At 61.6% G+C, this 18,109-nt stretch carries 19 protein-coding genes; 8 read left to right on the plus strand and 11 right to left on the minus strand.

Annotated features, from left to right (window positions below; translation table 11 throughout):
- Together EFR00_RS09950 and EFR00_RS09955 are read right to left on the minus strand one after the other, a co-directional pair.
- Positions 1-1,299 (minus strand): mechanosensitive ion channel family protein, encoded by a 1,299-nt coding sequence (locus EFR00_RS09950; protein ID WP_077992180.1) that lies wholly within the window; start codon positions 1,297-1,299, stop codon positions 1-3.
- Positions 1,300-1,475: 176 nt separating this feature from the next.
- Positions 1,476-2,699 (minus strand): argininosuccinate synthase, encoded by a 1,224-nt coding sequence (locus tag EFR00_RS09955; RefSeq protein ID WP_038692790.1) that lies wholly within the window; start codon positions 2,697-2,699, stop codon positions 1,476-1,478.
- A gap of 175 nt (positions 2,700-2,874) precedes the next feature.
- Here EFR00_RS09955 and EFR00_RS09960 point away from each other — a divergent pair, with 175 nt between their 5' ends.
- Positions 2,875-3,726 carry an SDR family NAD(P)-dependent oxidoreductase gene (locus tag EFR00_RS09960; RefSeq protein ID WP_077992445.1) on the plus strand — a complete coding sequence of 284 codons (852 nt, stop codon included), beginning with the start codon at positions 2,875-2,877 and terminating at the stop codon, positions 3,724-3,726.
- 162 nt (positions 3,727-3,888) lie between these two features.
- On the plus strand, positions 3,889-4,530 hold the full coding sequence (locus EFR00_RS09965; RefSeq protein WP_077992184.1) for a LysE family translocator: 642 nt from the start codon (positions 3,889-3,891) through the stop codon (positions 4,528-4,530).
- 61 nt (positions 4,531-4,591) lie between these two features.
- On the opposite strand, the gene EFR00_RS09970 is transcribed toward EFR00_RS09965, so the two are convergent.
- From EFR00_RS09970 to EFR00_RS10000, 5 genes are all read right to left on the minus strand, one after another.
- Positions 4,592-5,386, minus strand: coding sequence for an ABC transporter ATP-binding protein (locus EFR00_RS09970; protein WP_009991616.1), 795 nt, complete (start codon positions 5,384-5,386; stop codon positions 4,592-4,594).
- The gene (locus tag EFR00_RS09975) at positions 5,383-6,261 is read right to left on the minus strand and encodes an ABC transporter permease (protein WP_077992186.1); all 879 of its coding nucleotides are present in this window, start codon (positions 6,259-6,261) and stop codon (positions 5,383-5,385) included. Before EFR00_RS09975 ends, EFR00_RS09970 begins: the two co-directional genes overlap by 4 nt.
- A gap of 120 nt (positions 6,262-6,381) precedes the next feature.
- On the minus strand, positions 6,382-7,335 hold the full coding sequence (locus EFR00_RS09980; RefSeq protein WP_009992814.1) for an ABC transporter substrate-binding protein: 954 nt from the start codon (positions 7,333-7,335) through the stop codon (positions 6,382-6,384).
- 93 nt (positions 7,336-7,428) lie between these two features.
- The gene (gene rlmN, locus EFR00_RS09985; RefSeq protein ID WP_077992187.1) at positions 7,429-8,658 is read right to left on the minus strand and encodes a dual-specificity RNA methyltransferase RlmN; all 1,230 of its coding nucleotides are present in this window, start codon (positions 8,656-8,658) and stop codon (positions 7,429-7,431) included.
- Positions 8,659-9,264: 606 nt separating this feature from the next.
- The gene (locus EFR00_RS10000) at positions 9,265-9,774 is read right to left on the minus strand and encodes an invasion associated locus B family protein (RefSeq protein ID WP_038691818.1); all 510 of its coding nucleotides are present in this window, start codon (positions 9,772-9,774) and stop codon (positions 9,265-9,267) included.
- A 336-nt stretch (positions 9,775-10,110) separates the two neighbouring features.
- Between EFR00_RS10000 and EFR00_RS10010 the strand changes: the two genes are divergently transcribed.
- Positions 10,111-10,671, plus strand: coding sequence for a sigma-70 family RNA polymerase sigma factor (locus EFR00_RS10010; RefSeq protein ID WP_009988475.1), 561 nt, complete (start codon positions 10,111-10,113; stop codon positions 10,669-10,671).
- Positions 10,672-10,685: 14 nt separating this feature from the next.
- Here the strand turns inward: EFR00_RS10010 and EFR00_RS10015 are convergent, their stop codons facing one another.
- Positions 10,686-11,078 carry a YkvA family protein gene (locus tag EFR00_RS10015; protein WP_038691820.1) on the minus strand — a complete coding sequence of 131 codons (393 nt, stop codon included), beginning with the start codon at positions 11,076-11,078 and terminating at the stop codon, positions 10,686-10,688.
- Between the two features lie 80 nt (positions 11,079-11,158).
- The gene (locus tag EFR00_RS10020; protein WP_038691822.1) at positions 11,159-11,464 is read right to left on the minus strand and encodes a 4a-hydroxytetrahydrobiopterin dehydratase; all 306 of its coding nucleotides are present in this window, start codon (positions 11,462-11,464) and stop codon (positions 11,159-11,161) included.
- A gap of 35 nt (positions 11,465-11,499) precedes the next feature.
- Here EFR00_RS10020 and EFR00_RS10025 point away from each other — a divergent pair, with 35 nt between their 5' ends.
- Complete coding sequence (locus EFR00_RS10025) at positions 11,500-12,000, plus strand: low molecular weight protein-tyrosine-phosphatase (protein ID WP_077992199.1); 501 nt, start codon at positions 11,500-11,502, stop codon at positions 11,998-12,000.
- On the opposite strand, the gene thpR is transcribed toward EFR00_RS10025, so the two are convergent.
- Together thpR and EFR00_RS10035 are read right to left on the minus strand one after the other, a co-directional pair.
- Positions 11,907-12,500, minus strand: coding sequence for an RNA 2',3'-cyclic phosphodiesterase (gene thpR / locus EFR00_RS10030; protein ID WP_004676889.1), 594 nt, complete (start codon positions 12,498-12,500; stop codon positions 11,907-11,909). The two genes, EFR00_RS10025 and thpR, sit on opposite strands and share 94 nt — an antisense overlap.
- A gap of 68 nt (positions 12,501-12,568) precedes the next feature.
- Positions 12,569-13,213: an arylesterase gene (locus EFR00_RS10035; RefSeq protein WP_038691824.1), complete on the minus strand. Its 645-nt coding sequence runs from the start codon at positions 13,211-13,213 to the stop codon at positions 12,569-12,571.
- Positions 13,214-13,284: 71 nt separating this feature from the next.
- Between EFR00_RS10035 and EFR00_RS10040 the strand changes: the two genes are divergently transcribed.
- The 4 genes from EFR00_RS10040 (at position 13,285) to EFR00_RS10055 (ending at position 18,108) form a co-directional block, all read left to right on the plus strand.
- The gene (locus EFR00_RS10040; protein WP_077992200.1) at positions 13,285-13,992 is read left to right on the plus strand and encodes an ABC transporter ATP-binding protein; all 708 of its coding nucleotides are present in this window, start codon (positions 13,285-13,287) and stop codon (positions 13,990-13,992) included.
- The gene (locus tag EFR00_RS10045) at positions 13,989-16,532 is read left to right on the plus strand and encodes an ABC transporter permease (protein WP_077992201.1); all 2,544 of its coding nucleotides are present in this window, start codon (positions 13,989-13,991) and stop codon (positions 16,530-16,532) included. Before EFR00_RS10040 ends, EFR00_RS10045 begins: the two co-directional genes overlap by 4 nt.
- A gap of 180 nt (positions 16,533-16,712) precedes the next feature.
- Entirely contained in the window at positions 16,713-17,441 is a 729-nt protein-coding gene (locus EFR00_RS10050) for a Bax inhibitor-1/YccA family protein (protein ID WP_077992203.1), read from the plus strand.
- A gap of 109 nt (positions 17,442-17,550) precedes the next feature.
- Complete coding sequence (locus tag EFR00_RS10055; RefSeq protein ID WP_077992204.1) at positions 17,551-18,108, plus strand: GNAT family N-acetyltransferase; 558 nt, start codon at positions 17,551-17,553, stop codon at positions 18,106-18,108.
- The last annotated feature ends 1 nt before the right edge of the window (position 18,109 follow it).

Consider the following 18,109-nt stretch of genomic DNA (forward strand, 5'->3'; position numbering starts at 1 on the left):
TTAGTCCTGGCGCGACTGCTTGATCTCGACAGGCGTCCTCATGATGATTTCCCGATGCGGGAACGGGATCGACACGCCGGCTTGCTTGAACGCGTCCCAAAGCGCCATCAAAACCTGGCCCCTGACATTCGTCAGACCATTTGCGGGATCGGAGATCCAGAAGCGGAGCCGGAAATCAAGCGACGAAGCGCCAAAGCAGGTAAGCCAGCATACCGGCGCCCTGTAATCGTTGGCGACGCGATCCACCGTAGAGGCAGTCGCGATTGCGATTCTGGCGACTTCATGGGGATCGCTGTCATAAGCCGTACCGAAGTCGACATCGATCCTGACATAGTCACTGGAGAACGACCAGTTGACGACCTGTTGGGAAATGAAGTCTTCGTTGGGGATCAGGTATTCTTTGCCGTCACGGGTGATGACCGAGACGAACCGCGAGCGCAAATCGCGGATCGAACCGAAAGTATCGCCGAGCGTGATCGTGTCGCCAGGTTTGATGGATTTATCGAGCAGGATGATGATCCCCGAGATGAAGTTCGATACGACTTTCTGAAGGCCGAAGCCTATTCCGACGCCGACTGCGCCGGAAAAAACGGTCAATGCGGTAAGGTCGATGCCGGTCGCTGACAAGGCAATTGCGCCGGCGATCATGATCAAGCCGATTTTTATGAACTTGCTGATCAGGACCTTGATCGATGGCGAAAGATCGCCCGACCTCTGCACCCAACGGGACAGGACATTGCCGACGAGAACCGCTACCCAGATGAGCGCGACGGCCAAGACGACCGCTTTCAGCACAAGAAGGAGTGAAAGACGCACAGCCCCCAGATTGACGGCTAGGCCATCGAGCGCGGAGAGCACCGGACCGTCAAGCCGGAGCGCGTACAACGCGACGTAACTCCAACTGACGATTGCGACCGTACGCGACAAGGTGGGATTATGGATAATCTTGGTCAGTACGGAGATGATGAACCACGCCCCCGTCAGCGTCAGGGCAGTCGAGACGAGCCACCGTTGCGACGGCCAGGTGTTTTGAGTGAGAGCGATGTTTGCAAGCCACAGCCATACCGCAAGAAAGAGCCACTTCAAGCGCCGCATGAAAGCGATTATGACGCGCAAGAGGTCCGGATTGCCTTTGATGCGCCTGGCTTTCGCTTCCAACGCGGGTTCAGTGCGTGATGCCAGGAACGACGCTGCGACGTAACCGACGGCGACAATCCCGAATTGGTAGAGCGTCCATTCGCTGAAGACAAACGTTCGGAACCACTGTTCGAACGCGTCGATTGTCTGCCTGACATCCATGGTTCCGGCCTTTGTAGCCCTTCAAGGCAGATAAAGGCGTCGACACGATTTTGTTCAATTATCCCCACGCGAGGCATCCGGTGAACTCAGACGTTTTGAGATCGATTGCCGCTGCGTCCACGAAAACGCCCGCGCGGCAGAGCCGGCGGGCGCATATCTGGTTCGAAAACCTGTGATTACTTCGCGAGGTTCCGCTTGCCGAGCGTTCGCAGGCGCAACGCATTGAGCTTGATGAAGCCGGCTGCGTCCTTCTGGTCGTAGGCGCCCTGGTCGTCCTCGAAAGTGACGAGCTTGTCGGAATAGAGCGACTTTTCGCTTTCGCGGCCGATGACCATGACATTGCCCTTGTAGAGCTTCAGCGTCACTTCACCTTCGACATGCTCCTGGCTCTTGTCGATCAGCGCCTGCAGCATCTCGCGCTCCGGCGAGAACCAGAAACCGTAATAGATCAGCTCGGCGTAGCGCGGCATGATCTCGTCCTTGAGATGGGCCGCACCCCGGTCCAGCGTGATCGATTCGATGGCGCGATGCGCCGAGAGCAGGATCGTGCCGCCTGGCGTTTCGTAGACGCCGCGCGACTTCATGCCGACGAAGCGGTTCTCGACGAGGTCGAGACGGCCGATACCGTTGTCGCGGCCATAGGTATTGAGGGTGGCCAGCAGCGTCGCCGGCGACATCTCGACACCGTTGATTGAGACGGCATCGCCCTTGCGGAAGCCGACCTTAATCACCGTTGCCTTGTCGGGCGCGGCTTCCGGGGAAATCGTGCGCATATGCACATATTCCGGCGCCTCCTGGGCGGGGTCTTCCAGCACCTTGCCCTCGGAGGAGGAGTGCAGGAGGTTAGCGTCGACGGAGAACGGCGCTTCGCCCTTCTTGTCCTTGGCGACCGGGATCTGATGCTGTTCGGCGAAGGCCAGCAGCTCCGTGCGGCTCTTGAAAGCCCAGTCGCGCCACGGCGCGATGATCTTGATGTCGGGGTTCAAAGCATAGGCGGACAGCTCGAAACGAACCTGGTCGTTGCCCTTGCCGGTCGCGCCGTGGGCGATCGCATCGGCGCCGGTCTTGCGGGCGATATCGATCAGGTGCTTGGAAATCAGCGGCCGGGCGATCGAAGTGCCAAGCAGATAGACGCCTTCGTAAACGGCATTGGCGCGGAACATCGGGAAGACGAAATCGCGCACGAATTCCTCGCGCACATCCTCGATGTAGATTTCCTTGATGCCGAGCATCTCGGCCTTCTTGCGCGCCGGCTCCAGCTCTTCGCCCTGGCCGAGATCGGCGGTGAAGGTGACGACTTCGGCGCCGAGCTCCGTCTGCAGCCACTTCAGGATGATCGAGGTGTCGAGGCCGCCGGAATAGGCGAGCACGACTTTCTTCACGTCTTTGTATGATGCCATGATGATGAGGTCCGTTGCATAAAGGCCGGCGAAAACCCGGTATCGCGGCACTTTTAGCGAGATTGGCGCGTGACGCAAGGGCAAGTGGGGCGCCACCGGCGCGATAGAGTTTGACAGCGCGAAAGCGGAGCCCATATTCGCCATCGTCCGAACAATGCTCGAGGAGAGGCTGCCCGTGACGAATATTCAAGACATTTTCAAGAAATCCAATGTTGCGGTCGTCACCGGCGGCGCGTCCGGCATCGGCCTGGCCGCGTCGAAATATTTCGCCGGCCAAGGCATGAGCATCGTCATCGCCGATCTCGGCGGCGATCGGCTGGCAACAGCCGCCGACGAACTCAAGGCCATTGCCGGCGAAGAAGATGTCATGGCGGTCGAGACCGACGTCGCCAGCCGGGACTCCCTGGAGGCGCTGGAGCGCGCGGTGCTCCAGCGTTTCGGCCGCGTGCACGTGCTGATGAACAATGCCGGCATCGGCCCGGAGACCTCGATCTTCAGCCCGCAGGCGAACTGGGACCACATCTTTGCCGTCAACCTGATGGGCGTCATCAACGGCACACGCACCTTCGGCCCTAAGATGCTGTCGCATGGCGAGCCAGGCCTCATCATCAACACCGGCTCGAAACAAGGCATCACCACGCCGCCCGGCAATCCGGCCTACAATATCTCGAAATCGGGCGTGAAGGTGTTTACCGAGGCGCTCCAGCACGAACTGCGCAACATCGAAGGCGGAAAGATCTCCGCCCATCTGCTGATCCCCGGCTTCGTCTTCACCGGCCTTACCAAGGGCGACCGCGCGGAAAAGCCCGCCGGCGCCTGGACGCCGGAGCAGACGGTTGAATTCATGGTGGAAAGCCTCGAACGCGGCGATTTCTATATCCTCTGCCCAGACAATGACGTTGCGCGTTCAGTCGACGAACGCCGCATGGCCTGGGCAATGGGCGACATCATCGAGAACCGGCCGCCGCTGTCGCGCTGGCACAAGGACTATGCCGACAAGTTCAAGGCCTGCCTGGAGCAGAAATGATCGGCGCTCAGTCGCCCGGGATAATGACATGCATGAACCAAGCAGCGAACGCGCTTTGCATGAATCAAGTTTAGTGCAACGCGCATGACAAGGTTTGATTGGTAATTTTTCTGAAGGCCGGGTAAGAAATCGTCGGATCTTCCCGGCTTTCAGAGTACGCCCATGGATTTCCTGCCCAGCCTGCCGACCCTTCTGGCTTTCGCCGCCGCTACGCTGCTGCTTGCGGCAACCCCGGGGCAGGACATGACCCTGTCGATCAGCCGTTCGCTGGCCCAGGGCAAGAAGGCGGCTCTCTTCGTCGTCGTCGGCACCAGCCTCGGCATCGTCGTTCACACGATGCTGGTCGCGTTCGGCATTTCGGCGCTGATCACCGCCTCGCCGACCGCCTTCTTGATCCTGAAAACCGGCGGCGCCGCCTACCTGTTCTGGCTCGCCGTCCAGGCGATCCGTTTCGGCTCGAAGCTCACTGTCGCCAAGGTCGAGGATAAGAGGGGCACCGCCCTTTCCAACATCTCGTCGGGCTTCTGGGTCAATCTCTTGAACCCCAAGGTCATCATCTTCTTCATGACCTTCCTGCCGCAATTCGTCAGTGCCGGCGACCCGGCCGTCACGCAGAAGCTGCTTTTCCTCGGGCTTTGCTTCATCCTGGTCGGCATGCCGGTTAATGCCGCCGTCGTCTTTGCCGCCGACTGGCTGGCTTCCTGGCTGCAGAACAACAGAAGGGTGCTGCGCGGCATGGATTATACCTTTGCCGGCGTCTTCTCGATCTTCGCCGCCAAGATCCTGCTCACCCAGGCGAAATAATCGCGGTCGGCGCTGGCCGATCAGCCCGCTGTCGGCATAGCCACTCAGCCCACTGTCGGGTTCAGCCAATCAGCAAAGCATCGTCGTCGAGCGTCTGGCCGCGCATCTTGCGGAACATGGCGATCAGATCCTCGACCTGCAGGTTCTTTCGGTTGTCGCCCGCCACGTCGAGAACGATCTCGCCGCCATGCAGCATGATCGTGCGATGGCCGTAATCCAGCGCCTGGCGCATGGAATGCGTCACCATCATCGTCGTCAGCTTGCGCTCGGCAACGATCTTCTGCGTGAGGTTCATCACGAACTCGGCCATCCCGGGATCGAGCGCGGCCGTATGTTCGTCGAGCAGCAGCACTTCGGAACCGGCAAGTGTCGCCATGACGAGCGAAACGGCCTGCCGCTGCCCACCGGAGAGCAGATCCATGCGGTCCTTCAGCCGTTTCTCCAGCCCGAGATTGAGTTCGGCGATCCGCTCTTTGAAATAATCGCGCCTCTTGCCGCCGAGTGCCGGCACAAGCCCGCGCTTCTCGCCGCGGCGGGCCGCCAGAGCGAGGTTCTCCTCGATCGACAATGAGCCGCAGCTTCCCGTCAGCGGATCCTGGAAGACGCGCGCCACGAGACCGGCGCGTGCCGCCGTTGACTTGCGCGTCACCTCGGTCTTGCCGATCAGCACCTGCCCCTCGCTCGGGATGACATCGCCGGCGAGCACGCCGAGCAGCGTCGATTTGCCGGCGCCGTTCGAGCCGATGACGGTGACGAAGGAGCCCTGCTCGATGGTCAGGCTGACGCCGTTCAGCGCCTGCTTCTGCAGCGGCGTGCCGCGTCCGAAAACGACCTTGATATCCTTGACGCTGATCACGATGCGGCACCTCTACGAAGGCGGGGAAGGATGAGCGCCACGGTGACCAGCACCGCCGTCACGAAATTAAGGTCGGAGGCCTGCAGGCCGATAACGTCGCTCGACAGCGCTAGTTGGATGGCGATGCGATAAAGGATCGAGCCGAGCACGCAGCCGATGAGGGCAATCAGCAGGCCGCGGCGCCCGAGCAATGTCTCGCCGATGATGACCGCCGCAAGTCCGACGACGATCGTGCCGACACCCGAGGTGACGTCGGCAAAGCCGTTGGTCTGGGCAAACAGCGCACCGCCCAAGGCCACCAGCGCATTCGAGATCGCCATTCCAAGATAGATCTGCCGGCTGGTATCGACGCCCTGGGCGCGGGCCATGCGCGCATTGGCGCCGGTCGCGCGCATGGCAAGCCCGGCATCGCTTTCCAAAAAGCGCCAGACCAGGACGAGCGCGACGATGACGAGAACGCCGACGAAGAGCGGCCGCACGTAGAAATCGCGCAGGCCATGGCCGAAGAACGGGCTGATCATCGTGTCGGCATTGATGAGCGCGACATTGGGTTTGCCCATCACCCTCAGATTGACGGAAAACAGCGCGATCATCGTCAGGATCGAGGCGAGCAGGTTGAGGATCTTGAAGCGCACATTGAGCAGCGCCGTGACCATGCCGGCGGTAGCACCGGCGGCCATGGCGATCAGCGCCGCAAGCCAGGCATTGACGCCGGCGATGATCAGCACCGCCGTCACCGCCGCACCCAGCGGAAAGGAACCATCGACCGTCAGGTCGGGAAAATCGAGGACGCGGAAGGCGAGATAGACGCCGAGAGCGACGAAGGAATAGACCAGGCCGAGCTCGACGGCCCCCCAGAATGCGATTTGGCTCAAGGCTTTCAGCCCCTTTTGTTTCCGTTCCGCCGGTCGCGAAACCGGAGCCTTGTAATACTACAGCCGCCCCCGTGCAAACGGGAGCGGCTGAATGTGAAAGGTCAATGAAGCTATGGCCGATTATTCGACGACTTTGTTGGCGCGCGAAAGCACGCTCTCGGGCAGGGTGACGCCCATTTTGGCAGCAGCCGCCTTGTTGACGACGAGATCGCTGCCGGCGGCGGTCTTGACCGGGATTTCGCCGGGGTTCTCGCCCTTCAGCACACGCACGACGATTTCGCCCGTCTGCTTGCCGACATCGTAGTAGTTGAAGCCGAGGGCGGCGATCGAGCCGCGCGAAACCGAATCCGTATCGGCGGTGAAGAGCGGCAGCTTGCTCTCTTCGGCAACGGCGACGGCGCCTTCGAGCGCCGAGATGATGGTGTTGTCGGTCGGAACATAGATCGCATCGGCGCGGCCGACGAGGGCGCGGGCAGCACCCTGAACCTCAGCCGACTTGGTGGCCGCCGATTCCACAACCGTCAGACCGGCCTTTTCGGCTTCGGCCTTCAGCACGGCGAGCAGCGAAACGGAATTCGCCTCACCTGAATTGTAGAGATAGCCGATTGTCTTCACCTTTGGCACGATTTCCTTGATCAGCGCCAGGTGCTCGCCGACCGGCGACATGTCGGAAAGACCGGTGACGTTGCCGCCGGGCTTGTCCATGTTCTTGACGAGCTGGGCGCCGAGCGGGTCGGAGACGGCGGTGAAGACGACGGGAATGTCGCGCGTCGCCGAAACCACGGCCTGGGCGGACGGCGTTGAGATCGGCACGATGACGTTCGGCTCGTCGCCGGCGAACTGGCGGGCGATCTGGGCTGCCGTCGCCGGATTGCCCTGCGCCGATTCGAACACGAATTTCAGGCTCTCGCCTTCCTTGTAGCCGGCGGCCGTCAGCACATCGAGAACGCCCTTGCGGGCCGCATCCAGCGCCGGATGCTCGACGATGGCCGTCACGGCAACGGTCACGTTATCGGCCCTGGCGGGTAGGGAAAGAGCCAAAGTGGCGGCAAGAGCGAGCAGAATCGGGCGCATGGGTGTCCTCCTGAATGATTTTGGCGGCACTATTAGGAAAAGCGCATGCTTAAATCAATGCAGGAGAATTGTAGCGAGGATCAAACTTGCTGATCAGTCATCGGCGCCGTGGTTGGCGATCATCATTGCCTCGAAGGCCAGGCGCTCGGTCTTGCGCATGCGTTCGGACTCCGATTTCAGCTGGCCGCAGGCAGCAAGAATATCGCGGCCGCGCGGCGTGCGGATCGGCGAGGCATAACCGGCCGAATTGATGAAATCGGCGAACTTCTCGATCTGCTCCCAGTCGGAACACTGGTAGTTGGTGCCGGGCCAGGGATTGAACGGAATGAGGTTGATCTTCGCCGGCACGCCCTTCAAGAGCTTGATCAGCCCCCTGGCGTCTTCAAGGCTGTCATTGACGTCCTTCAGCATCACATATTCGAAGGTGATGCGCCGCGCATTGGAAAGGCCGGGATAGGCCTTGCAGGCGTCGATCAATTCCTTCAGCGGATACTTCTTGTTGATCGGCACCAGGATGTCGCGCAGGTCGTCGCGCACCGCATGCAGGGAGATCGCCAGCATGACGCCGATCTCCTCGCCGGTGCGGAAGATTTCCGGCACGACGCCGGAGGTGGAAAGCGTCACGCGACGTTTGGACAGCGACAGGCCGTCGCCATCGGTAGCGATCAGCAGGGCCTGCTTGACGGCATCGAAATTATAGAGCGGCTCGCCCATGCCCATCATCACGATATTGCTGACCTTGCGGCCTTCGGCCGGCATGATCGTGCCCTGCGGCGCTTCACGATCCGGGAAGTCGCCAAGCCGGTCGCGGGCGAGCAGCAGCTGCGACAGGATTTCCTCCGCCGTCAGGTTGCGCACCAGCCGCTGTGTGCCGGTGTGACAGAAGGAACAGGTCAGCGTGCAGCCGACCTGGCTGGAAATGCAGAGCGTGCCGCGGCCCTCTTCCGGAATATAGACGGCTTCGATCTCGACTGGGCGGCCGGCACCGCGCGCGGGAAAGCGCAGCAGCCATTTGCGGGTGCCGTCATTGGAGACCTGCTCCTCGACGATCTCGGGACGCGCGATGGTGAAATGCTGCTTCAGCATTTCGCGCATATCCTTGGCGACATTCGTCATGTGATCGAAATCGGAGACGCCGCGCACATAGATCCAGTTCCAGAGCTGCGCGACGCGCATCTTGATCTGCTTCTCGGCCACGCCTTTTTCCCTGAGGGCCGCAGCCATTTCCTCGCGCGACAGCCCGATCAGGGAAGGCTTTTCGGCGCCGTAAGAAACGTTCGGCGCCTGCGGCTTGGTGACATCAATCGCATCCATGACGGACATGGTCTTTAGATCCCGAATTCGAACACGTAACCGCCCCGCAAGCCCCGCGGACTTCAGGAACAAGCCGGAAGAGGTGAGGCGCATGACGGCACATTGGCAGAAATTGAATGGCGGAACGGCGACTGATATCGCGATCTGTCCGCTGTTGGCCCGGCCTTTAGCATCATTTTGCCGGCCCGTCACTATAGAGCCTTTCCTGGTTAGATTGAAGCATTCTGCCGGAGCAGGTTTTCGTCAGGGCAGAGGCGATTGGCGATGGGCATACCCCATGGTACGTCCGAGCCGATCGCCTCTGATCCTGGCGGAAAGATGCCCGGCCGACCGGCCGCAGCGCTTCGCCGTGGCGAAGCGGTCAGTGCGTCCGGCGTTTTTCAGTCTTGCAGATTTGCCAGGCAAATCTGCGGGAGGGTTGGCTGAAACGGGCCGGCTGATCGACCGGCCGGCTTGGCCGTAGAGCCGGGCTACGACGCGCGCCGGCCGGTCGACCATCCGACTCCGTTTGAGCCAACAGAATGCTTCAATCTAACCAGGAAAGGCTCTAGAAATGGAAAACAGCAAGGGCCGGCGCAAGGCCGGCCCTCGAAATTCCGTTGGGTAAAAAGGTGCTTACTTGCAACCTTCGATCTGCTTCAGCGCCGCCGAGATGCCCGAGAGCGAATAGCTGTAGGACGTGCCCGTTCCCTTGCGCGAGACGGCATTGACAGTCATCGAATGACCGGTCTTCATCGCCGCGACGAGGGCCGGCTCCTGAGCCGCATTCTCGACCCAGCCGGCCTTGTCCTTGGTGAACATCACGAAGGTCTTGTTGTCGATGACGACATTGATTTTCGAATTTTCCTTCACCGTATAGCCCATCATCGCCTGGGGTTCGTAGGAGATGTTCTGGCCGGGGCGCTGCGAGACGATGAAGAAATTGTCGCCGTGGTCGACGCTTGCCGGCTGCTTTGCCGTCGGCACGGACAGCACGTAGCAGACGGTGCTGGCGCCCGACTTGTAGGAATAGGCGCCCCATGCCTGAAACTGCTGAATGCGGGTCGGCGCGGCTTGCTGCGCTGTCGCAACTCCGGCCATACCAAGGGTGAGTGCGAGGGCGGATACGATACTTTTTACAAACATGGATTCCTGCCGGTTCTTGCGATTCAAGGCCCGAAGCGATCAGAGCGGGCGGCGCTTAATCACGATCTGCTTTATTTTGACTTAATTCAGGTTACCAAATGGTCAACAACAGCTGCGATTTGTATGTGCCTGTGTCATTTCAGCTCGACCACGACTTTTGCCCCTTGCTGAAATCGGCTGCGATGCCGGTGCGCCGATGGCACCGGCCGGCCGTTCGGGTGAATCTAAGACACAAAGATTCAGGCAAGAGTTTGACCTTTCAAAAATCCGTTGTACCTCATTAAGACTTTGGAAATCCGGGACGAAATTTTCGCCGCAGGGGGCTCGTGAGACGACATGGATGCCGAGGAAAGACGGCGTTTCGCTGCCCTCGCAAAGGCTGTCGCAGACGATCGCGACCAGCAGGCCTTTTCCATCCTGTTCGACTATTTCGCCCCGCGTCTGAAGGCCTGGCTGTTGCGCCGGAAGATGACATCAGGCGAGGCCGAGGAGCTGGTTCAGGAGATCATGATCGTGCTCTGGCACAAGGCCTATCTCTACGACGCCACGCGGTCTTCACTCTCGACCTGGCTCTTTCGCATTGCCCGCAACCGCCGGATCGACCTGCAGCGCCGCGCCGACGCCCGCCTTTTCGACGAGACGGACCCGGCCCTGCAGCCGCCGGCCGACATCGGCGCCGAAGACATCATCGTCAATGACGATCGCGACGCGAAGATCCGTGCCGCGGTCGGCCAACTGCCGCAGGAACAGCGCGACATGCTGCGTGCCGCCTTTTTTCTCGGCCAATCGCACGCCGAGATCGCTGAATCGACCGGGCTGCCGCTCGGCACGGTGAAATCGCGTATCCGGCTTGCCTTCGGCAAACTCCGCAAGGTGCTGGAGCAGGAACTCGGCTGAAGCGCGCCGGCCCTTCAAATGGTTTTCATCGTATCCGCGGGTGGGTCGGCGAGGACGCGGTCCGCCGCGTCGTAATGCCCTGGCCGGATATGGCCGCGCACCATGGCGAACGCGGCGGAAAGCACGGCGACGTCGTCAGAAAAGCCGATGACGGCGAAAATATCCGGGATCATGTCGACCGGCATGACGAAATAGGCGAGTGCTGCGAGCAGCACACCTCGCACCTTGGTCGGCGTTTGTGGATCGAGCGCGCAGTAGAAGCCGGCGACGACATCGCGCGAGAACGGGATCTGCCGCACGGCCCGGCGGAAGGTCGGCCAGAACTTCTGCCGCACCGTCTTCTCCCGCCGGCTCTGGGTGTCTTCGTCGCCCGGCAGCAGGATTTCCCCGAATTTGACCTCGTCCATCCCTGACTTCCTTTCGTCCCTGCCAACATATGGTGATGGCGCCCAGGCTTTCAATCGACCCCTTTCAATCGACCTCGCCTTCAGCGCGGACGTCGCGCTGCCGCCTTCTCCATCGCCTTGGCGAGCTTGAAATCCAGCTCCGTCAGCCCGCCGGCATCATGCGTGTTCAACGTCACATCGACCCTGGAATAGACGTTGAACCATTCGGGATGATGGTTGAGCTTCTCGGCCGTGATCGCTGCCTCCGTCATGAAGCCGAAGGCCTCGATGAAATTCGAAAACTTGAATGTCTTGGAGATCGAGGAGGCCGCGTCATTGAGCGCCCAGCCGGCAAGGCCCGCCAGCTCCGCCTCGACCGCTGCCCGTTCCAGTCTTTCCCATTTCATGCCATGCTCCTCTTGTTCTTCCGACAGGTCTACCGATGACGCCTATCAGTATCCTCTTCGTTTGCATGGGCAATATATGCCGTTCTCCGCTCGCCGAGGGAATTTTTCGCCACCTCGTCACCGAGGCTGGCCTGAACGGCCATTTCACCATCGATTCCGCCGGCACCGGCGGCTGGCATGAAGGCGAGCCGCCCGACGGGCGTTCGATCGCCACCGCACAAAGCAACGGTATCGACATTTCCGGGCAACGCGCCCGCCGAATCCGCTCCAGCGATTATAGGGATTTCGATCTGATCCTGGCCATGGACCGCGATAATGTGGCGGCGCTCGAAAAGATCGCGCCGCCTGAGGCGACCATCCGGCTCTTCGGAGATGCCGCGCTTGGGACCGGAGAGGATATTCCCGATCCCTATTATGGCGGCCCTGATGGTTTCGAGCTGATCTATACCAGGCTCTTGACCGGCTGCAGCAGCCTGCTCGAAGCGCTCGGCGTCGAACGTGCCTCGTGCAGCGGGAACACTTCCTCTGTCAGGTAGGGTCCGCCGCCCACCGATTCGCGCGACGAAAGCAGCACGAAGCGTGGCGCCGTGAAGGTCGCGGTATGGAAGTTGCCGCGCCCGGCCAGATATTGCACGACATCGTCGAGCCGCGAGGATTTGAGCCGGGCCAGCGTCACATGCGGCATGAATTTGCGCGGATCCGGCGGCAGGCCGATGCGCTGGCAGATGCGCTCGATCTCACCCTGCAGGGCGTACATCTCAGGCGATTGCGAGACGCCGGCCCAGACCGAATGCGGTTTTTTCGAGCCGAAGGAACCGATGCCTTCGAGGCGGAACTGGAATTCGGGCCGGTCGATCCGATCGAGGCGTTCGACGATTTCATCGGCCGTGCGGCCGTCGACATCACCGATGAAGCGCAGCGTGATGTGGTAATTCTCCACATCGATCCATCGTGCTCCGGGGAGGCCACCGCGCAGCAATGAAAGGCTCATCGCCGCATTGCGCGGAATTTCGAGGGCGGTAAACAGTCTCGGCATAACGAGCACTCCCCGAATCTTTTGCAGGTGCTTACACGGAATCACGCAATCAATGAGCGCGCAAGCCCCTATTTCTTCACAGTAGAAATCGTCCCGACGAAATTTGTGACATCGGCTTCCATCTTTTCGACCATGACGTCGATACCTCTCGCATTCGGATGCATTCCGTCTTCGAGTTTCAGCCCCGCATCGAGCGCCACCCCGTCGAGGAAGAAGGGATACAGCCGAACTTCGTATTTCTCCGAAAGTTTCCGATAAATTGGATTGAAGCGCTCCGCATAGTCCGCACCCATGTTCGGCGGTGCCATCATGCCGACGAGGAACACAGCGATGCCGCGCTCCTTCAGGCGACTTATCATACGGTCGAGATTCTTCTCGCTCTCCTCCGGCGGAATGCCGCGCAGCGCGTCATTGGCGCCGAGCTCCAGAATGACGCCGTCGGTTCCGTCAGGCACCGACCAGTCGATGCGGGCAAGCCCCCCTGTCGTCGTGTCGCCCGACACGCCGGCATTGGCGATGGCAACGTCGAGCCCCTTCGCCTTCAAGGCCGCCTGCAGCTTTTCGGGGAAACCCTCGCCGGGCGCCAGCTGGTAGCCCGCCATTAGGCTGTCCCCGAACCCGACGAGATTGATCGTTCGGGCAGCGGCGGCCCCGGCAAAAATCAGCGAGACGGCGATGACGGTGAATTGAAGCGCGGCAACTTTAAATCTCATTCTGGCTTCCCTAGATTGGCGAGGTGCCGTCACGCGGCCATTCGGTTAGAGATTTATATAGGGCGATTTCCTTGGCAAAAACCATCATCGAGTTGAAGAGCGCCGATCTGACCCTTGGCAGTGCCGCCGCTTCCGTCCATGTGCTGAAGGGCATCGACCTCGATATTTCAGCCGGCGAATCCGTCGGCATCGTCGGCCCTTCGGGTTCCGGCAAGTCCACCCTGCTGATGGTGCTTGCCGGATTGGAGAAGCTCGACAGCGGTGAAATCAACATCAACGATACACCGCTCCATACGCTTAGCGAGGACGAGGTCGCCGATTTCCGCGGCCGCAACATCGGCATCGTCTTCCAGTCCTTCCACCTGATTGCCAATATGACGGCGCTGGAAAACGTCGCCGTGCCGCTGGAGCTCGCCAATGTCCGCAACGCCTTCGAAATCGCCCATCGCGAGCTGAATTCCGTCGGCCTCGGCGAACGGTTGAACCACTATCCGGGCCAACTTTCCGGCGGCGAACAGCAGCGCGTGGCGATCGCAAGGGCGCTCGCCCCCTCGCCCGCTTTGCTGATCGCCGACGAGCCCACCGGCAATCTCGATACCGAGACGGGCCGCCAGATCGCCGACCTCTTGTTTTCCAAACAGGCCGAACGCGGCATGACCCTGCTGCTCGTCACCCATGACGTCTCGCTTGCCAACCGCTGCTCGCGCCAGATTCGCGTCCGCTCCGGCCAGATCGAAGGCGACAGCGCCGCCCGCCGCAGCGAGGCGGCAATCGCATGAGAATGATTACGCCGCGCACCGCGCTTGCATTTCGCCTGGCGCTCCGTGAGCTCCGCGGCGGCATTCGCGGCTTTTACATTTTCCTAGCCTGCATCGCGCTCGGCACAGGCGCGATTGCCGCCGTCAATTCGGTTTCGCAGTCGATCACCGACACAATCGCCTCGCAGGGGCAGGAGCTCTTGGCCGGCGACGTCCGCTTTGAGCTCAACAACCGCGAGGCCACACCGCAGGAAATGGGGTTCCTCGAAAGTCTCGGCACCGTCTCGGTGTCGACAGGTCTGCGCTCGATGGCCCGCAAGCCTGATGGTTCCGACCAGGCGCTGGTCGAAGTCAAGGCCGTCGACGACGCCTACCCTCTCTATGGCAGCTTCGCGGCCGAGCCGGATTATCCGCTCGCAGCCCTGCTTTCGGCCCAAAGCGGCACCTATGGCGCGGTCGCAGCCCCGCTGCTGCTCGATCGGCTTGGCCTTGCGGTCGGCGACGAATTGCTGCTCGGCAATGTCAAACTCAGCATCACCGGCACTGTCAAGACCGAGCCGGACGCCCTTTCCGAAGGCTTCGGCCTTGCGCCGCGCCTGCTCGTCAGCCGCCGGGCGCTCGATGCCTCGGGCCTTATCCAGACCGGAAGCCTGGTCGAACATGCCTACAAGATCCGGCTGGAGGACAGGAGCGCGATATCGGGCATCCAGGCGCGCGCCTCAAGGGAATTCCCCTCCGCCGGCTGGGCGATCCGCACCAGCGACCGGGCCGCGCCCTCGCTTACCGAAAACATCACCCGCTTCTCGCAGTTCCTGACGCTGGTGGGCTTCACCGCGCTGATCGTCGGCGGCGTCGGCGTCGCCAATGCGGTGCGTGCCTTCCTCGATTCCAAACGCACCACCATCGCCAGCTTCAAATGCCTCGGTGCGCCGGCCGCCGTCGTCGTGCTGATCTATCTGTTCCAGATCACCATCATCGCCCTTGGCGGCATCATGATCGGCCTCGTCGTCGGCGCCCTGTCGCCGATCTTCGCTGCGCAGTTCCTGGCGCAATTTCTGCCGGTGTCCACAGCGCCGACGCTCTATCCCGGCGCCCTGCTGCTAGCGGCGCTCTTCGGCATCCTGACAACGCTCGCCTTCGCCATCCTGCCGCTCGGCCATGCCCGCGAGGTGCCGGCGACGGCGCTCTTCCGCGAGCAGGGCTTCGAGGCCCGCCGCCTGCCGTCCTGGCCCTATATCCTGCTGGCCGCCCTCTTCATGGCAGCGCTTGCCGGCCTTGCCGTCCTCACCGCCTATGATCGCTTCATCGCCGTCGTTTTCGTCGGTGCGATCGTCTTCGCCTTTGTCGTGCTGCGCCTCGTCGCCGCCCTGATCGCCTGGCTTGCGCGCCGCAGCCCGCGCGTCAACTCGCCGGCGCTCAGGCTTGCGATCGGCAACATCCACCGTCCCGGCGCCCTGACGCCCTCGGTGGTGCTGTCGCTCGGCCTCGGCCTGGCGTTGCTGGTGACGCTGACCTTGATCGACGGAAACCTGCGCCAGCAGCTGACCGGCCGGATGAACGAGGGCGCGCCGAACTTTTTCTTCGTCGATATCCAGAGCGCCGAGGTCGACGCATTCCGCAATCTCGTCCAGGCGCAGGCGCCGAAGGGCAAGTTCATGGAGGTGCCGATGCTGCGCGGCCGCATCGTCGCCTTCAACGGCGAGGATGTCAGCAAGATGAACGTGCCGGCCGCCGGCCGCTGGGTGCTGAACGGCGATCGCGGCATCACCTATGCCGACACTTTGCCGGAAAATGCCGCGCTGACCGAAGGCAGCTGGTGGGACAAGGATTACAGCGGCGAGCCGCTCGTCTCCTTCTCCTCGGAAGAGGCGCATGAACTCGGCCTGAAGATCGGCGACACCGTCACCGTCAATGTGCTCGGCCGCAACATCACCGCCAAGATCGCCAATCTGCGCCGCGTCCAGTGGGAATCGCTATCGATCAATTTTGTCATGGTCTTCTCGCCGAACACTTTCCGCGGCGCCCCGCACGCATGGCTCGCGACCCTGACCGATCCCGCCTCGACGCCGGCCGAAGATGCGGCGATCCTGAAATCCGTCACCAACACCTATCCGACGATCACCAGCGTGCGCGTCAAGGACGCGATCGATATCGTCAACCAGCTCGTTGCGCAGCTTGCGACCGCGATCCGCGCCGCCGCCTCGGTGGCCCTGATCGCCTCGATCCTCGTCCTTGCCGGGGCGCTTGCCGCCGGAAACCGGGCGCGCACCCACGATGCAGTGGTGCTGAAGACGCTCGGCGCCACCCGGGCCATGCTGATCCGCGCCTTCAGTTACGAATATCTGATCCTCGGGCTCGCAACCGCGATCTTCGCGCTAATCGCCGGCGCCGCCGCCGCCTGGTTCATCGTCGCCCGCATCATGCGGCTGCCCTCGGCCTTTCTGCCCGATGTGGCGGGGCTGACGCTGGTGACGGCGCTCGTCCTGACCGTCGGCATCGGCCTCATCGGCACCTGGCGCATCCTCGGCCAGAAGGCGGCGCCCGTCCTGCGCGAGCTTTGACCGGATAGCGACGCCCAAACCCTTCACCTTACGGCGATTTAACCGGCCGGGCCTTTGCAAGCCTCTTGTTTGCGAGGGGCGAAGGCCTCATATTGTCTGCAGGCATGCTGGAGCTCCGCAGCGGCGCCCGGGTCGAAAACCCCGACACCGTATCTCCATCGGAGCTTGTAAGAGGAAACTATGGCTGATCTTCGTAACTATCAAAGCCGCGCTCAGACCGGCGAGATGATTGATCAGGGCCTGCGCGCTTATATGCTCAAGGTCTACAACCTGATGGCGCTGGGTCTGGCGATCACCGGTGTGGCCGCATATCTGTCGTTCCAGCTCGCTTTCGCCAATGGCGAGATTACCGCTTTCGGCCAGGCGATCTACCTGAGCCCGCTGAAATGGGTGGTCATTCTGGCGCCGCTGGCTCTGGTGTTCTTCCTGAGCTTCCGGATCCATAGGATGTCGGTGAGCGCCGCCCAGACGACCTTCGCGATCTATGCCGCGCTCGTCGGTCTGTCACTCTCGTCGATCTTCCTGATCTATACCGGTCAGAGCGTCGTTCAGACTTTCTTCGTCACCGCCGCCTCCTTCGGCGCGCTGTCGCTTTACGGCTACACGACGAAGCGTGACCTGTCGGCAATGGGCTCGTTCCTGATCATGGGTCTCTTCGGCCTGATCATCGCCTCGATCGTCAACATCTTTCTGGCCTCGTCGGCGATGCAGTTCGCCATCTCGGTGATCGGCGTGCTGATCTTCGCGGGCCTCACCGCTTACGACACGCAGCGGATCAAGGAACTCTACTACGAAGCTGATGACGTCGCTGTTGCCGGCCGCAAGGCGATCATGGGCGCACTGACGCTCTATCTCGACTTCATCAACCTCTTCATGTTCCTGCTGCAGTTCATGGGCAACCGTAAATAAGCAGGTCCATTACGATCGAAAAAGGCGGCTTCGGCCGCCTTTTTTGTTGCGCCGTTTTCGCAGGGATGGTTTTAGAGGAGCTCCGCCCCGCCGCTGGACCAACTGCCCGATGTCCTTCCTTCTGCGCGACGCCTCTCAAGCCGATATCCCCGCCATTACCGGGATCTATCGCGACTCCGTCCTGAACGGCGTTGCAAGCTACGAGATTGCGCCGCCCTCCGAGGCCGAGATGTTGCAGCGTTTTGCCGCCATCGTCGGCCAGCAATATCCCTATATCGCCGCAGCCGATGACGACGGAAACTTCCTCGGCTACGCCTATGCCTCGGCCTTCCGCACCCGCCCGGCCTATCGTTGGATGGTGGAGGATTCGGTTTACCTGGCGCCCGAAGCCCGCGGCCGCGGTATCGGCAAAGCACTGATGAGCGAATTGATCGACCGCTGCACCGCCCTCGGTTTTCGTCAGATGGTGGCCGTCATCGGCGGCGCAAGCCCCGCCTCGATCGCGCTTCATCTCAAGGCCGGCTTCGTGGAGGTCGGCCTGATGCAGGGCACAGGCTACAAGCATGGCCGCTGGCTCGACACGATGCTCATGCAGCGCAGCCTTGGCGAGGGCATGACGACCGATCCGGATCCATCCGCCTATCCCGGCACGCTGTTCGCCGGCTGAT

Source organism: Rhizobium sophoriradicis (genome assembly GCF_003939025.1).
GTDB classification, from domain to species: Bacteria; Pseudomonadota; Alphaproteobacteria; order Rhizobiales; family Rhizobiaceae; genus Rhizobium; species Rhizobium sophoriradicis.

Excerpts from the sequence above, each read along its gene's own strand:
- EFR00_RS10050 (WP_077992203.1), top strand. The coding sequence starts at position 16,713 with ATGGCTGATCTTCGTAACTATCAAAGCCGCGCTCAGACCGGCGAGATG.
- EFR00_RS09950 (WP_077992180.1), bottom strand. The coding sequence starts at position 1,299 with ATGGATGTCAGGCAGACAATCGACGCGTTCGAACAGTGGTTCCGAACG.
- EFR00_RS09980 (WP_009992814.1), bottom strand. The coding sequence starts at position 7,335 with ATGCGCCCGATTCTGCTCGCTCTTGCCGCCACTTTGGCTCTTTCCCTA.
- EFR00_RS10010 (WP_009988475.1), top strand. The coding sequence starts at position 10,111 with ATGGATGCCGAGGAAAGACGGCGTTTCGCTGCCCTCGCAAAGGCTGTC.
- EFR00_RS10015 (WP_038691820.1), bottom strand. The coding sequence starts at position 11,078 with ATGGACGAGGTCAAATTCGGGGAAATCCTGCTGCCGGGCGACGAAGAC.
- EFR00_RS10020 (WP_038691822.1), bottom strand. The coding sequence starts at position 11,464 with ATGAAATGGGAAAGACTGGAACGGGCAGCGGTCGAGGCGGAGCTGGCG.
- rlmN (WP_077992187.1), bottom strand. The coding sequence starts at position 8,658 with ATGTCCGTCATGGATGCGATTGATGTCACCAAGCCGCAGGCGCCGAAC.
- EFR00_RS10000 (WP_038691818.1), bottom strand. The coding sequence starts at position 9,774 with ATGTTTGTAAAAAGTATCGTATCCGCCCTCGCACTCACCCTTGGTATG.
- EFR00_RS10045 (WP_077992201.1), top strand. The coding sequence starts at position 13,989 with ATGAGAATGATTACGCCGCGCACCGCGCTTGCATTTCGCCTGGCGCTC.
- EFR00_RS09955 (WP_038692790.1), bottom strand. The coding sequence starts at position 2,699 with ATGGCATCATACAAAGACGTGAAGAAAGTCGTGCTCGCCTATTCCGGC.
- EFR00_RS09965 (WP_077992184.1), top strand. The coding sequence starts at position 3,889 with ATGGATTTCCTGCCCAGCCTGCCGACCCTTCTGGCTTTCGCCGCCGCT.
- EFR00_RS10035 (WP_038691824.1), bottom strand. The coding sequence starts at position 13,213 with ATGAGATTTAAAGTTGCCGCGCTTCAATTCACCGTCATCGCCGTCTCG.
- EFR00_RS10055 (WP_077992204.1), top strand. The coding sequence starts at position 17,551 with ATGTCCTTCCTTCTGCGCGACGCCTCTCAAGCCGATATCCCCGCCATT.
- EFR00_RS10025 (WP_077992199.1), top strand. The coding sequence starts at position 11,500 with ATGACGCCTATCAGTATCCTCTTCGTTTGCATGGGCAATATATGCCGT.
- thpR (WP_004676889.1), bottom strand. The coding sequence starts at position 12,500 with ATGCCGAGACTGTTTACCGCCCTCGAAATTCCGCGCAATGCGGCGATG.